This window comes from Luteimonas sp. 100069 (genome assembly GCF_003813845.1).
Lineage (GTDB): Bacteria > Pseudomonadota > Gammaproteobacteria > Xanthomonadales > Xanthomonadaceae > Luteimonas > Luteimonas chenhongjianii.
In genome coordinates, this window is the sequence record NZ_RPFN01000002.1 from 29996 (window position 1) to 44192 (window position 14197).

Consider the following 14197-nt stretch of genomic DNA (forward strand, 5'->3'; position numbering starts at 1 on the left):
CCCCGACTTCTTGAAGCCAGCCATGAACAGCCAGCACCGCAAATCCCTTCCCGGCACGAAGCTCGACTGGTTCGATGCGCGCGAGGCCGTCGACGCGATCCAGCCGGGCGCCTATGCCAGGCTGCCGTACAGTTCGCGGGTATTCGCCGAGAACCTCGTGCGCCGCTGCGATCCCGGCACGGTGACCGCATCGCTGACCCAGCTGATCGAGCGCCGCCGGGATCTGGATTTCCCGTGGTTCCCGGCGCGCGTGGTCTGTCACGACATCCTGGGCCAGACCGCGCTGGTGGACCTGGCCGGCCTGCGTGACGCGATCGCCGATCAGGGCGGCGATCCGGCCAAGGTCAATCCGGTGGTGCCGGTGCAGCTGATCGTCGACCATTCGCTGGCAGTCGAATGCGGCGGTTTCGATCCCGAGGCATTCAACAAGAACCGGGCGATCGAGGACCGTCGCAACGCCGACCGCTTCCACTTCATCGACTGGACCAAGCGCGCCTTCCGCAACGTTGATGTGATCCCGCCGGGCAACGGGATCATGCACCAGATCAATCTGGAGAAGATGTCGCCGGTGGTCTATACGCAGGACGGCGTCGCGTTCCCCGACACCTGCGTCGGCACCGACAGCCACACGCCACACGTCGACGCGCTGGGCGTGATCGCGATCGGCGTCGGCGGGCTGGAGGCGGAGAACGTCATGCTCGGCCGCGCGTCGTGGATGCGCCTGCCCGACATCATCGGCGTCGAGCTGACCGGGCGCCCGCAGCCGGGCATCACCGCCACCGACGTCGTGCTGGCGCTGACCGAATTCCTGCGCGCGCAGAAGGTGGTTGGCGCGTTCCTGGAGTTCTACGGCGAAGGCGCCACTGCGCTGACGATCGGTGACCGCGCGACGATCTCCAACATGACGCCGGAGTTCGGCGCGACTGCGGCGATGTTCTACATCGACCAGCAGACGATCGACTACCTGCGCCTGACCGGCCGCGAGGACGATCAGATCCAGCTGGTGGAAACCTATGCGAAGGCCGCCGGCCTGTGGGCCGACGATCTGGTCAGCGCCGAGTACGAGCGCGTGCTGAAGTTCGATCTGTCGAGCGTGGTGCGCAATGTCGCCGGGCCGTCGAATCCGCATCGGCGCGTGTCGACGACCGACCTCGCCGCCAACGGGATCGCCCGTCCCTGGGAGATGCCGGCGGACGGTTCGATGCCCGATGGCGCGGTGATCATCGCTGCGATCACCAGCTGCACCAACACCAGTAACCCGCGCAACGTGATCGCCGCCGGCCTGCTTGCGCGCAATGCGAATCGCGCCGGCCTGCAGCGCAAGCCTTGGGTAAAGTCGTCGCTGGCGCCGGGATCGAAGGCGGTGGAGTTGTACCTGCAGGAGGCGGACCTGCTGCCGGAACTCGAGCAGCTCGGCTTCGGCATCGTCGCCTTCGCCTGCACCACGTGCAACGGCATGAGCGGTGCACTGGACCCGGCGATCCAGCAGGAGATCATCGATCGCGACCTCTATGCGACAGCCGTGCTCAGCGGCAACCGCAATTTCGACGGGCGCATCCATCCCTATGCGAAGCAGGCCTTCCTGGCCTCGCCGCCGCTGGTGGTGGCGTATGCGATTGCCGGCACCGTGCGATTCGATATCGAGAAGGACGTGCTCGGGCTCGATCGCGAGGGCAAGCCCGTCACGCTCAAGGACCTGTGGCCGTCCGACGAGGAGATCGACGCGGTGGTCAAGGCCAGCGTGAAGCCCGAGCAGTTCCGCGCCGTGTACGGGCCGATGTTCAAGCTGCACGTCGATACCGGCGAGCGCATCGACCCGCTGTACGACTGGCGGCCGCAGAGCACCTACATCCGCCGTCCGCCTTACTGGGAAGGCGCGCTGGCGGGCGAGCGCACGCTCACCGGCATGCGGCCGCTCGCAGTGCTGGGCGACAACATCACCACCGATCACCTCTCCCCGTCGAACGCGATCATGGCGAGCAGCGCAGCCGGCGAGTACCTGGCGAAGATGGGCGTGCCGGAGGAGGACTTCAATTCCTACGCGACCCATCGCGGCGACCACCTGACCGCGCAGCGCGCCACGTTCGCCAATCCAAAGCTGATCAACGAGATGGCGGTCGTCGACGGACAGGTGAAGCAGGGCTCCCTGGCCCGCATCGAGCCCGAGGGCGAGGTGGTGCGGATGTGGGAGGCGATCGAGACCTACATGGCGCGCAAGCAGCCGTTGATCATCATCGCCGGCGCAGACTACGGCCAGGGCAGCTCGCGCGACTGGGCGGCCAAGGGCGTGCGTCTTGCGGGCGTCGAAGCCATCGTCGCCGAAGGCTTCGAGCGCATCCACCGCACCAACCTGATCGGCATGGGCGTGCTTCCGCTGGAGTTCCAGCCGGGCGTCACCCGTCTGACCCTGGGCATCGACGGGAGCGAGACCTTCGACGTCATCGGCGAGCGCACTCCGGGTGCGATGTTGACGCTGGCGATCCATCGCAAGGACGGCACCCAGCTCGCAGTGCCGGTGACCTGCCGCCTGGATACCGCGGAAGAGGTTTCGATCTACGAAGCGGGCGGTGTGCTGCAGCGGTTTGCGCAGGATTTCCTGGCGTCGTCCCAGGCGGCTTGAGACCTGCGGAGGCGTGGCGGCACGCCGTTTCCGATGGCGGGGCGGTCGCGAGCAGCGCGCACTGCTTTCAAGCGCGCCGGTCTCCGCGGGTGGGCGGGTCGCCGGGTGAGGTCCAACAGGTGCGCGCCGGCGGTGATTGCCGCGACGCATTTGTGGATCGCGGCCCGGCCTTTACCTAAAGCCCGTCAGGATGCGACGCATCGGGTGGGCCTCTTCAAACATTACGACGGTAGTGACCATGTCCTTTCATCCCCAGCTCCGCATCCCCGCCACCTACATGCGTGGTGGCACGTCCAAAGGCGTGTTCTTCCGCCTCGAGGATCTGCCCGCGGCCGCACAGGTTCCGGGCCTTGCGCGCGATGCGCTGCTGATGCGCGTCATCGGCTCCCCTGATCCCTACTGCAAGCACACTGACGGCATGGGCGGTGCGACTTCGTCGACCAGCAAGTGCGTGATCATCGGCCCCTCGACGCGGCCCGATCATGACGTCGACTATCTCTACGGTCAGGTGTCGATCGACAGCGCCTTCGTCGACTGGAGCGGCAACTGCGGCAACCTCAGTACCGCGGTCGGGCCGTTCGCGATCGCCAACGGCTTCATCGACGCGGCGCGGATCCCGCAGGACGGTACCGTGGCGGTGCGGGTGTGGCAGGCCAACATCGGCAAGACCATCATCGTGCACGTGCCGGTCGCGGCGGGGCAGGTGCAGGAAACGGGTGACTTCGAGCTCGACGGCGTCGCGTTCCCGGCAGCGGAGATCGTGCTGGAGTTCATCGATCCGGCCGACGAAGGCGAGGGTGGCGGGGCGATGTTTCCGACCGGCAACCTCGTCGACGACCTCGACGTGCCGGGCGTCGGCACGTTGCGCGCGACGATGATCAATGTCGGCATCCCGACGATCTTCGTCGACGCCGCGTCGATCGGCTATGCCGGCACCGAGCTGCAGGACGTGATCAACAGCGACGCCAAGGCGCTCGCGATGTTCGAGACGATCCGCGCCCACGGCGCCGTACGCATGGGACTGATCGATGACATCGCCGACGCGGCGAAGCGCCAGCACACGCCCAAGGTCGCGTTCGTGGCGCCGCCGCGCGACCACGTGGTGTCGAGCGGCAAGGCCATCGCGGCTGCCGATATCGACCTGCTGGTGCGCGCGCTGTCGATGGGCAAGCTGCATCACGCGATGATGGGTACGGCTGCGGTGGCCATCGGTACCGCGGCGGCGATCCCCGGCACGCTGGTGAACCTCGCCGCCGGCGGGGGCGTACGCACCTCGGTGCGCTTCGGTCATCCGTCGGGCACGCTGCGCGTCGGCGCCGAGGCGGTCGAGCTCGACGGACAGTGGAGCGTTGCCAAGGCGATCATGTCGCGTTCGGCGCGCGTACTGATGGAAGGCGCGGTGCGCGTGCCCGGCGACACGCTGGGCTGAGCCGAAGGCGCGCGCTGGCACACCGTACGGCCCGGCGCCGTGCCAGCCGCATCGAATGTGTCGGCCATCGCGGTTTCCACCTTCGTCTGACTGGCGCTGTCCGCCGGCGCGTGCAAGGATCCACGCGGGGGACGGCTTCGCCGTCAGGGGAGGGGCACTGCGATGGTGATTGCGATACCCACGAAGACCGACGCGGGACGGGCGGAAATCGAGACACGCGACCAAGGGCTGGCGACCAGCCTGCGCTCGCTGTTGCTGCTCGTAGACGGCAGGCGCGGCCACGACGAACTCGAGGCCATCGCGCGCCGGATCCACGCACCCGAGGATGCGCTGGCGCAGCTCCAGGCGATGGGGCTGGTCACGGACGGGGCGGCAGCGCCAGAGGCCGATGCGGGCGCGCCAATGCCCAGCGACAGCGATACGCAGCGCCATCTGATCCTCTATGCGTTGATGACCGACGCGACGCGGGCGCATCTCGGACTGGTCGGTGGCTATCTGACCCAGCTCAAGATCGAACGTGCGGACGATGCTGCTGCGCTGACAGCGTTGCTGCCAACGCTGGAGGCAGCGCTGAAGAAGGCACGCGATGCCCGTTTTGCAGCGGGCCTGGTCTCCGGTATCCGTGCTGCAGCCGGGCTCGACGCGGCTGCGTGAAACGCGCGGACGCTGCCGCAATGCGGCGGCGTCTGCGGAGCCTCAGATCAGGCCTTCGGCCGTCATCGCGGCACGTACGCCTTCGTCGGCGAGCATGCGCGCATCGAATGCGTGCAGGTTGTCGAGACCGCCGAGATCCAGCTTCAGGCGCTTGGCCCACTGCAGGGTGACGAACAGATACGGGTCGGCGATCGAACGCGTGCCGGCGAGGTAGTCGCGGCCCGCGAGCTGCGCATCCAGACGTTCGTAATGACTGCGGATCTTCTGCATCGCGTGCTTGCGCGTGCGATCCACGGCGTCCGCGTCCTGGAGGTACTTCGTGCTGCCGAACAGCGGATGGAACGCGGGATGCAGATCGGCGTTGAGCAGGGCCAGCCAGCGGTTGACCTCGGCGCGTCCGCGCGGGGAACCGTCGCCACCAAGCTTTGCCTCGGGATGACTGTCGGCCAGATAGTTGAGGATCGCGGCGTTCTGGGTCAGCACCCAGTCTCCTTCGACCAGCACCGGTACCGCGCCGGCGGGATTGAGCGCGAGAAACGCGGGTTCCTTCATCTGCGTCGCGTCCAGGACGCGAAGCTCGAACGGCGCGCCGATCCAGCGCAGCACGATGTGGTCAGCCAGCGAGCAGGCGCCGGGCTTGGTGTAGAGCGTGGGCATGAATGATCCGGTCATCTAAAGGGCCGCCATCATGCGCCGCGGCATCCACTCGGGAAAGCCGCGACCATGGCTCAGCCGCGATCGGTCTCGGCGTCGGCACGCACCGGTCGCAGCGATTGCACGCGCAGGAACGTGTGGTCACCGATGGTCGCGACCTGGTGCGCGCTGCGCCACGCGGGCGCCGCGATCGCATGTGCCAGAAAGTGGCTGGCGCCCGGCACGACCTGGCGGCGCTGGTCCGGTGGCAGCGACCAGTTTCGCTCCGACTCCAGCGCGATGCTGACCGCGCGGGTCCAGGCATTGGTGTTCGCCAGACGCGTATTGGGCGAAAGAATGGTCGGGGCGAACTGCTTGCGCGCGGTCACGACCTCGCACATCGAATCGCCCCACAGGCCGCTCTCCTGCCGCCGCAGGGCGACTTCAGCGACGGCTTCCTGCCCGCGGACCGACTGGTCGCGGGCTTCCAGATACACCGTCGTGCTCAGGCAGAGCGAATCGGCGGCGGGGGTTGGCAGCACGGAGGCCAGCCACATCACCCATTCGAGTTTCATCTACGACTCCTTGCTGCGTTGCGCCGGGTCGCGCTGCGGCTGTCCCTTCACGGGAGAGACGCAGACACTGCGGAAACCGGCATGGCGTATTGGGGAGGGCGGCGGACTCTGTGGTGCGCTTGATCGCCCGGGCACCGAAGTCCGCAGAACGCGGATCGGGCCGGTGTCCCGCCGAAGGAGGCGGGACGAAGTGGGGGCACGGTAGATGGGCGTTTTCGAATCAAACGTGAATGCGCGGCACTGGCGCATAGTGCCTTATCTGTGCTGGCGGTCCGGATTCGACCATACCTATTCAGGTTTACACCGGGCCCGCCGCGGCCGGGAAGGCCGCGCCCCCGAAAAGCACATCAGCTGAACGGAAAGCGCGTATCCCGTTATAGATGGGCGGCCAGTCGCGAGGCCTGCGCGATCGCGCGCTTGGCATCGAGCTCAGCGGCGACGTCCGCCCCGCCGACCAGATGCACGGTCGCGCCGGCGGCCTGGAGCGCCGCGTGCAGGTCGCGGCGCGGCTCCTGTCCAGCGCAGACCACCACGTGATCCACATCGAGCAGCTGCTCGGCCCCATCGACGCGGATGCGCAGGCCGTCGTCGTCGACCCCGAGGTACTCCACGCCGCCCAGCATCTTCACGCCCTTGGCCTTTAGCGTGCTGCGGTGGATCCAGCCGGTGGTCTTGCCGAGCCGCGCGCCGGGACGGCCGGGGCTGCGCTGCAGCAGCCATGCCGTACGCAGCGGCGACGCGGGTGCCGCAGGCACCAGCCCACCGGGGCGCTCGAACCTCGGATCGATTCCCCACTCGTGCATCCACGCCGCGGTGTCGAGGCTGGGCGATGCGCCCGGACGTTCGACCAGGAACTCGCCGACATCGAAGCCGATGCCGCCCGCGCCGATGATCGCCACGCGCCTGCCGGGCACCACGCGCCCCTCGATGACATCCACATAGCCCACCACCTTCGGATGGTCGTGGCCGGGGAAGTCGACCTGGCGTGGCACCACCCCGGTCGCAAGGACCACCGCGTCGAAGCCGGCGAGGTCGCCCGCTGCGATCGGGGTGGACAGGCGCACCTTGACGCCGGTCTCGACCAGGCGCTGTCGGAAGTAGCGCAGTGTTTCCGCGAACTCTTCCTTGCCGGGAATGCGCCGCGCCAGGTTGAACTGGCCGCCGATGTCGTCGGCGGCATCGAACAGGGTCACGGCGTGGCCGCGCTGCGCGGCGACGGTCGCGCAGGCCAGGCCGGCTGGCCCGGCGCCGACCACGGCAATGCGCAGCTGCGTGGCGGCGGGAAAGTAGTTGAGCTCGGTTTCCGCACAGGCGCGCGGGTTGACCAGGCAGCTCGCGGTGCGGTTCGCGAACACATGGTCGAGGCAGGCCTGGTTGCAGGCGATGCAGGTGTTGATGCGCTCGGGCGTGCCCGCGCGCGCCTTGGTGACCCACTGCGGGTCGGCCAGCAGCGGCCGGGCCATCGAGACCATGTCCGCCGCGCCACTGGCGAGGATGCGCTCGGCCACCTCGGGCATGTTGATGCGGTTGGTCGCGATCAGCGGAAGGTTCACGTGCGGTCGCAGCTTGGCGGTGACGCCCGCGAAGGCGGCGCGTGGGACGGAGGTGGCGATGGTCGGCACGCGCGCTTCGTGCCAGCCGATACCCGTGTTGATCAGCGTCGCGCCGGCGGCTTCGATCGCCTGCGCCTGCATGACGATATCGCCCCAGTCCGAGCCGTCCGGGACAAGCTCCAGCATCGACAGGCGGTAGACGATGATGAAGTCGTCGCCCGCAGCCTGGCGCACTCGATGCACGATCTCGGTTGCGAAGCGCATGCGCTGCGCGGTGTCGCCGCCCCAGGCGTCGGCGCGTGCATTGGTGCGCCGGCTCAGAAACTGGTTGATCAGGTAGCCCTCGCTGCCCATGATCTCGACGCCGTCGTAGCCCGCCTCGCGGGCGAGCTTTGCGGCATGCGCATACGCATCGATCGTGCGCTCGACGCCACGCGCCGAAAGCGCCCGTGGAGTGAAGGGATTGATCGGCGACTTGATGCGGCTCGGTGCGACCTGCAGCGGGTGGTAGCCGTAGCGCCCGGCGTGCAGCAGCTGCAGACAGATCTTCGCGTCGTGGCCGTGCACGGCATCGGTCACCTGCCGATGCCGGCGCGTTTCCCAGCGCCAGGACAGCTTGCCGCCGAAAGGCTTGAGCCAGCCGGCGATGTCGGGAGAAAAGCCGCCGGTGACGATCAGCCCCACGCCGCCTTCGGCGCGCTCGGCGAAATAGCGCGCGAGTTTCGGGAAATCCGCGGCGCGATCTTCGAGGCCCGTATGCATCGATCCCATGAGCACGCGGTTTCGCAGCGTGGTGAAACCCAGATCGAGCGGCGCCAGCAGATGCGGATAGGGTCGGGCGAGGGGCTGGTGGGAGACTGGCGTCATGGCTGGATACGGTCACGTATGGATCCGGCAGCGTGCCGCCTCCACACGCGTAACGCAACGCGACGCCGCGACCGGAGGCGGTCGCGGCGTCGCGCGCTGTCGCGTCCTACCAGCCCGACAGCGTGAGCTTGCCGATCGTCCGGCCCGACTCGAGCCGCCGATGCGCCTCACGCAGGTTCTCGGCATTGATCGGGGACAGCGTCTGCGTCTGCGTGCTGCGCAACCTGCCGGCATCCACGAGGCTTGCCACCCGCGCCAGGATGCGTCCCTGTTCGGCCATGTCAGGCGTGCGGAAGCGCGATCGCGTGAACATCAGTTCCCAGTGGATGCCGATGCACTTGGCCTTGTAGGGATCGCCGATCGCCAATGCGCCGGCCGGCTCGACAATGAGGCCCACATGGCCCTGTGGTGCGAGCAGTTCGCCCAGCACCTGCCAGTACCGGTCGGTGTCGGCGAAATTGACCGCGGCATCGATGCTGGGGAAACCGAGCGCCTCGAGTTGCGGCGCCAGCGCGTGCCGGTGGTCGATCACGTGGTCGGCGCCCATGGACTTGCACCAGGCGACCGTGTCCTCGCGGGATGCGGTGGCGATGACGGTGAAGCCGGCGAGCTTGGCGAGCTGGATCGTGATCGAACCGACACCGTCGGCGCCGGCGATCACCAGCAGCGATTTCCCTGCCCCGCCGCCGTCGAAAACGAACGGCATCCGTTCGAACAGCAGCTCCCAGGCAGTGATCGCGGTCAGCGGAAGGGCGGCCGCCGCGGCGAAATCGAGCGACGCCGGCTTGCGCGCCGCAATGCGCGCATCGACCAGCTGGAACTGCGCATTGCTGCCGGGGCGCGTGATGTCGCCCGCGTAATAGACCGCGTCGCCAACCGCGAAACCTTCCACGTCGCTGCCGACTGCATCGACGACGCCGGCTGCGTCATAGCCCAGCACCTTCGGCGCTGGCTCCACCTGCGCCTTGGGCGCACGGACCTTGGTGTCGACGGGATTGACCGAGACCGCTTCGACACGCACCCGCAGATCGCCGGGCCCGGGCGCGGGTTCTTCGAGCACGACATCCTGCAGGGACGACGGATCATCGACCGGGAGATAGCGGGTGAGGGCGACTGCTTTCATGGCTTCGCTCGATATGACGGGGACGCCATTGTCGACCTGTTCCATCTCCGCGAAGCGGTAAGGATCGTTGCGGCGGCCGGCGTTGATCCGCGCGGACAATGCAATAGCTCGATCGATAATCCTCACTCGCATGCGCGACGCCGGCGCCGCTATCTCTGTGATCGTCCAGAGGCCGACGCGCTTGATATTTTTGGGACTGACAGGGGTTTGTGACAGGGGTTTGTTCGAGGCCAAAGTGGGCGAAACGCGTTCAAATGCGGGGGCTGCAGGCGTTGACACTGCGCGCACATGTGCTTAACGACAATGCCGCTCCGTTGAAGTTCCTGACCAAACCAAAGCTTGCATGAATGGACTGGAGGCGGGAAATGGAAGGCTTCAACGTTATGTTAGTGTTAACAACGCCTTCACGCAGCTGACTTTAGGCTATGTTCAAGGCGTGTGCGTTTGACGCCTCATTCGATGCCCCAACGCATTCCCCATTTTTAGGAGCTAAAAAGACATGAATAAGAAACTCCTCTGTGCCGCTCTGCTCGGCGGTCTTGGTCTGGCGGGTCACGCCAGCGCCCAGGAGTTCGACGACCGCTGGTACCTCACCAGCTCGGTCGGCTACAACTTCCAGGCAGAAGATCGCCGCACGGACGACACCCCGTTCGTCACGCTCGGCATGGGTAAGTTCATCAGCCCCAACTGGTCGCTCGACGGTGAGCTGAACTACCAGAACCCGAGCTTTGACAGCTCGGTCGAAGGCGCGAACAACGACCTCCACTGGAGCCAGTACGGCATCTCGCTGGACTTCCGCTACCACTTCATCGATGAAGCGCGCGGCTGGAACCCCTACCTCCTCTTTGGCGTCGGCTACCAGCGCTCGGAAGAAGAGTACGACGCGTTCCCGAACCCGGATTCGCCGGGCAAGTACAAGGACGGCAACGTGGCGGCCAAGGTCGGCGTCGGTCTGCAGACCACGTTCGAAAAGCGCGTAGCGGTCCGTGCTGAAGTCGCCTACCGTGCCGACTTCAACGACAACAGCTACGCCGCGAACGGTCCACGCGATTGGGCGGGCTACCCGCACAATTCCGAAGAGAGCTACTTCGGTGATGTGCTGGCCTCGGTCGGCATCGTAGTGCCGCTGGGTCCGCCGCCGATGCCGCCGGCTCCGCCCGCTCCGCCGCCGCCGCCGCCGGCTCCGGCCCCGGCCCCGGCCCCGGCTCCGATCACCATCGACCTCAACGGCGTGCACTTCGACTTCGACAAGGCGACGCTGCGTCCTGAAGCGGTCGGTATCCTGAACGAAGCCATCGAGATCCTGAAGCGTTACCCGGATCTGCGCGTGGAAGTGGCCGGTCACACCGACCTGTGCGGTACCGAGGCCTACAACATGGGCCTGTCGGAGCGCCGTGCGAGCACGGTGTACAACTACCTGACCAGCAACGGCATCGACGCCGGCCGCCTGGTGGGCCCGATCGGCTACGGCGAGAGCCGTCCGCTGGAGCAGACCCCCACCACGTTCCCGGCCTGTAAGAGCGAGATCAATCGCCGCACCGAGCTGAACACCCTGAACTAAGGGCGTGCGCTAGCTAAGGAAAAGCCCGGCCTCGTGCCGGGCTTTTTTTTTGGCGGTGACTGGCCTGACGCGGGCTGACACGTGGGCGCGTCAGTCCGGGAGGCCGTCACTTCGTGAATGCGTAACGCGCAAATTTCCCTTGTATGGCGGGTACTTGCCGCCTACACTTCAGCTCAATTCGATACTAGGTGCCCCCTCATGCGCATGCCTTTGCTGTTGACCCTGCTGGCCTTTCCGCTCGCCGGCTACGCCGTGGAATGCGCAACGCTCGATACCCCTGCCGCGCTTCCCGTGCAGACCTCCGCGCTTGCGCCCCTGTCGCCGGAGCTTTCGGCGCCGGCCTACCGGCTGGGAAGTGGCGCGGTGCTGTCTCGCGCTTATGACGAGGCCCAGTCGGCAGAGCAGGTGGTGCGGCGTCTGGAGATCGAGAAGTGCCAGAACGTGGCGGTCGTGACGCCCGCCGCCGGCGCAGTGCAAGCCAACGATCCGGCCGCATACGTCAAGCGGACGGAGTTCGACAACGCGCCGTACCGGTTCAACATGACGCAGGGCGGCAAGCGCATGACCGCTGACGATTTCGACGCGTGGGTCAAGGCCAACGGCTATACGGTCGGCAGCCGTCGCGTCGACCCGGCCCCCGTCGTGGTCGAGACTGCGGCGCCGGGTGAAGCGCCGGCCGAGTGATCCGGCCCGATCGCACCGGTTGCCCATGGACGGCCCGCGAGAGCGGGCCGTTTGCATGTCCGGCACCGCAGCCATGAAGCGCGCGACTCGCCCGCCGCGCTACGGCCTTGCGCGTGTGCTGTCGAAAAGAGGCCTGTGCTCGCGCAGCGAAGCCGAGCGGCGGATCCGCGATGGCCGCGTCCGGGTCGACGGCCGGGTGGTGCGTGATCCGGAATTCCCGGTGGCGCTCGATGCGTCCGGTATCGAGCTCGATGGCGGTTCCGCCCGCACGGACGTGCATCAGTACCTGATGCTCAACAAACCTCGTGGGCTGGTGACGACGGTACGCGACGAACGGGGCCGGGATACCGTCTATCGATGTTTCGATGGTGCGGATCTGGGCTGGATCGCCCCTGTCGGGCGACTCGACAAGGCCAGCGAAGGACTTCTGCTCTTCTCGAGCGATTCGGCCTGGGCCGCCCGGGTCACCGATCCCGACTCCGGCCCGCACAAGACCTATCACGTCCAGGTTGATGGGCTGCCCGACGGAGCGCTGCTCGCCGCCCTCGCGCGGGGCGTGGAAGACGCCGGCGAATGGCTGCGTGCCACGTCAGCGCGGGTATTGCGGTGTGGCGCGCGAAATGCCTGGCTCGAAATCGTGCTCGACGAGGGGCGGAACCGGCAGATCCGGCGCCTGCTCGCGGCCCATGGGCTCGAGGTGCTGCGGCTTGTGCGTGTTGCGGTCGGCGGCCTGGCGTTGGGCGAGTTGCCCAAGGGCGGCTGGCGGCCTCTGGGGCTCGACGAGGTCAAGGCTCTGGCGCCCCCTGCGGATTCCGCCAGCGACTGAGCGGCGCGACCAAGCGCGTCGACGCCCTTCGCCGGTCGCGTGTCGGGTGAACGCATGTTCCGCCGGCGCCTCGCGAAACGGCGCTTGCGCTCGGTCGGGGCGCGGCGCCTCGACGCTCCCATTGTGTCCCGCGCATCGATCGGGTCATGCGGGGTGCAGTCGGCCGGATGCGTGGATCGCGAGCGAGTCGCGAGCAGGCGCCGCCGCTGCGGCGCGAATGACAATCACGCCCGAACCGTGTGTTCCGGCGTTTGGGTCCGAGCAGCTCGCCGCCCTGACGGGTAGGCAAGGGCAGGGCAATGCTGCGGGATCGAACAGATGCCGGCCGCCATGAAGGACGGCGTTGGTTTGCGCCGCGGGCAGCAACTGCTATCGAAGCGGCGCGCTTGCCTCAGCGCTTGAGCACGCCCAGCTCGTGGCCGATCCGGGTGAACGCATCGATCGCCTGGTCCAGGTGCTCACGCGTGTGCGCGGCGGAAATCTGCGTGCGAATGCGCGCCTGGTCCTTGGGCACCACCGGGAAGAAGAAGCCGATCGCGTAGATACCTTCCTCGAGCAGGCGCTCGGCAAAGCGCTGCGCGAGCTTGGCGTCGTAGAGCATCACCGGGCTGATCGGATGCACGCCCGGGCGCACGTCGAATCCGGCGGCGGTCATCTTCTCGCGGAAGTAGCGGGTGTTCTCGGCCAGCTGCGTGCGCAGGTGGCCGGCGGCATCGAGCATCTCGAACGCCTTGATGCCGGCCGCGACCACGTGCGGGGGCAGCGAGTTTGAGAACAGGTAGGGGCGCGAGCGCTGGCGCAGCAGTTCGATGACCTCGGCCCTGGCGGTGGTGAAGCCGCCAAGCGCGCCGCCCATGGCCTTGCCAAGCGTGCCGGTGATGATGTCGATCTTCTCCAGTACGCCCTTCACTTCCGCCGAGCCTCGGCCGGTCTCGCCGAGGAAGCCGGTGGCATGGCACTCGTCGATGTGCACCAGCGCGTCGTACTTCGCCGCCAGCGCGGTGATCTCGTCGAGCGGGGCGATGAAGCCGTCCATCGAGAACACGCCGTCGGTGGTGATCAGGATCGTACGCGCGCCGTCGGCGCGCGCCTGCTTGAGCTGCGCCTCCAGGTCGGCCATGTCGCAGTTGGCGTAGCGGTAACGCCTGGCCTTGCACAGGCGCACGCCGTCGATGATCGAGGCGTGGTTGAGCGCGTCGCTGATGATCGCGTCCTCCTCGCCCAGCAGCGGCTCGAACAGGCCGCCGTTGGCGTCGAAACACGCGGCGTAGAGGATCGTGTCCTGCTTGCCGAAGAAGTCGGCGATGGTCGTCTCGAGCTGCTTGTGCAGGTCCTGGGTGCCGCAGATGAAGCGCACCGAGGCCATGCCGAAGCCGTGCGTGTCGAGCGCGTTCTTGGCCGCGGCGATGATGTCCGGGTGGTCGGCCAGGCCCAGGTAGTTGTTGGCGCAGAAGTTCAGCACCGTGCGGCCGTCTTCCAGGGTGATCTCGGCCGACTGCGGGCCGGTGATCACGCGCTCGGCTTTGAACAGCCCGGCGTCACGGATCTCGTCGAGGGTGTCGGCGTAGCGCTGGGTGGGGGCGGACGTGCTGGACATGGCGGATCCTGTGCTGCGGGGCAGCGGCTATGGTAGCCGCTGACCCGATGGCGGTCCCTGTCTTGACCCTGCGCA

General features: G+C 67.4%; 10 protein-coding genes and 1 pseudogene. 6 read left to right on the forward strand and 5 right to left on the reverse strand.

Annotated features, from left to right (window positions below):
* Window positions 1–22: 22 nt before the first annotated feature.
* The 3 genes from acnD to EGK76_RS06670 all read left to right on the forward strand — a co-directional run bounded on the left by acnD (window position 23) and on the right by EGK76_RS06670 (window position 4703).
* A complete protein-coding gene (acnD, locus tag EGK76_RS06660; protein WP_123832093.1) occupies window positions 23–2620 on the forward strand; it encodes a Fe/S-dependent 2-methylisocitrate dehydratase AcnD in 2598 nt (865 codons plus the stop codon).
* A 238-nt stretch (window positions 2621–2858) separates the two neighbouring features.
* Window positions 2859–4049: a 2-methylaconitate cis-trans isomerase PrpF gene (prpF, locus tag EGK76_RS06665; protein ID WP_123832094.1), complete on the forward strand. Its 1191-nt coding sequence runs from the start codon at window positions 2859–2861 to the stop codon at window positions 4047–4049.
* 162 nt (window positions 4050–4211) lie between these two features.
* Window positions 4212–4703 carry a hypothetical protein gene (locus EGK76_RS06670; RefSeq protein WP_179948224.1) on the forward strand — a complete coding sequence of 164 codons (492 nt, stop codon included), beginning with the start codon at window positions 4212–4214 and terminating at the stop codon, window positions 4701–4703.
* Between the two features lie 42 nt (window positions 4704–4745).
* Here the strand turns inward: EGK76_RS06670 and EGK76_RS06675 are convergent, their stop codons facing one another.
* The 4 genes from EGK76_RS06675 to EGK76_RS06690 form a co-directional block, all read right to left on the reverse strand.
* Window positions 4746–5375 (reverse strand): glutathione S-transferase N-terminal domain-containing protein, encoded by a 630-nt coding sequence (locus EGK76_RS06675; RefSeq protein ID WP_233580206.1) that lies wholly within the window; start codon window positions 5373–5375, stop codon window positions 4746–4748.
* A 56-nt stretch (window positions 5376–5431) separates the two neighbouring features.
* The gene (locus EGK76_RS06680; RefSeq protein ID WP_096297446.1) at window positions 5432–5911 is read right to left on the reverse strand and encodes a cell wall hydrolase; all 480 of its coding nucleotides are present in this window, start codon (window positions 5909–5911) and stop codon (window positions 5432–5434) included.
* Between the two features lie 374 nt (window positions 5912–6285).
* Window positions 6286–8331 carry an NADPH-dependent 2,4-dienoyl-CoA reductase gene (locus tag EGK76_RS06685; protein WP_123832095.1) on the reverse strand — a complete coding sequence of 682 codons (2046 nt, stop codon included), beginning with the start codon at window positions 8329–8331 and terminating at the stop codon, window positions 6286–6288.
* A gap of 106 nt (window positions 8332–8437) precedes the next feature.
* Window positions 8438–9454: a zinc-binding alcohol dehydrogenase family protein gene (locus tag EGK76_RS06690; RefSeq protein ID WP_123832096.1), complete on the reverse strand. Its 1017-nt coding sequence runs from the start codon at window positions 9452–9454 to the stop codon at window positions 8438–8440.
* A 499-nt stretch (window positions 9455–9953) separates the two neighbouring features.
* On the opposite strand from EGK76_RS06690, the pseudogene EGK76_RS06695 reads away from it, so the two are divergent.
* The 3 genes and pseudogenes from EGK76_RS06695 to EGK76_RS06705 form a co-directional block, all read left to right on the forward strand.
* Window positions 9954–10940: pseudogene (locus EGK76_RS06695) on the forward strand (OmpA family protein); the annotation flags it as partial.
* Window positions 10941–11213: 273 nt separating this feature from the next.
* Window positions 11214–11699 (forward strand): hypothetical protein, encoded by a 486-nt coding sequence (locus EGK76_RS06700; protein WP_123832097.1) that lies wholly within the window; start codon window positions 11214–11216, stop codon window positions 11697–11699.
* Between the two features lie 73 nt (window positions 11700–11772).
* Entirely contained in the window at window positions 11773–12525 is a 753-nt protein-coding gene (locus EGK76_RS06705) for a pseudouridine synthase (protein ID WP_233580207.1), read from the forward strand.
* Window positions 12526–12916: 391 nt separating this feature from the next.
* On the opposite strand, the gene kbl is transcribed toward EGK76_RS06705, so the two are convergent.
* Window positions 12917–14122, reverse strand: coding sequence for a glycine C-acetyltransferase (kbl, locus tag EGK76_RS06710; protein ID WP_123832099.1), 1206 nt, complete (start codon window positions 14120–14122; stop codon window positions 12917–12919).
* Window positions 14123–14197 lie beyond the last annotated feature (75 nt).

What these genes read in the sequence shown, in the direction of transcription:
- acnD (WP_123832093.1), top strand. Translation starts at nt 23, where the DNA reads ATGAACAGCCAGCACCGCAAATCCCTTCCCGGCACGAAGCTCGACTGG.
- prpF (WP_123832094.1), top strand. Translation starts at nt 2,859, where the DNA reads ATGTCCTTTCATCCCCAGCTCCGCATCCCCGCCACCTACATGCGTGGT.
- EGK76_RS06670 (WP_179948224.1), top strand. Translation starts at nt 4,212, where the DNA reads ATGGTGATTGCGATACCCACGAAGACCGACGCGGGACGGGCGGAAATC.
- EGK76_RS06675 (WP_233580206.1), bottom strand. Translation starts at nt 5,375, where the DNA reads ATGACCGGATCATTCATGCCCACGCTCTACACCAAGCCCGGCGCCTGC.
- EGK76_RS06680 (WP_096297446.1), bottom strand. Translation starts at nt 5,911, where the DNA reads ATGAAACTCGAATGGGTGATGTGGCTGGCCTCCGTGCTGCCAACCCCC.
- EGK76_RS06685 (WP_123832095.1), bottom strand. Translation starts at nt 8,331, where the DNA reads ATGACGCCAGTCTCCCACCAGCCCCTCGCCCGACCCTATCCGCATCTG.
- EGK76_RS06690 (WP_123832096.1), bottom strand. Translation starts at nt 9,454, where the DNA reads ATGAAAGCAGTCGCCCTCACCCGCTATCTCCCGGTCGATGATCCGTCG.
- EGK76_RS06700 (WP_123832097.1), top strand. Translation starts at nt 11,214, where the DNA reads ATGCGCATGCCTTTGCTGTTGACCCTGCTGGCCTTTCCGCTCGCCGGC.
- EGK76_RS06705 (WP_233580207.1), top strand. Translation starts at nt 11,773, where the DNA reads ATGAAGCGCGCGACTCGCCCGCCGCGCTACGGCCTTGCGCGTGTGCTG.
- kbl (WP_123832099.1), bottom strand. Translation starts at nt 14,122, where the DNA reads ATGTCCAGCACGTCCGCCCCCACCCAGCGCTACGCCGACACCCTCGAC.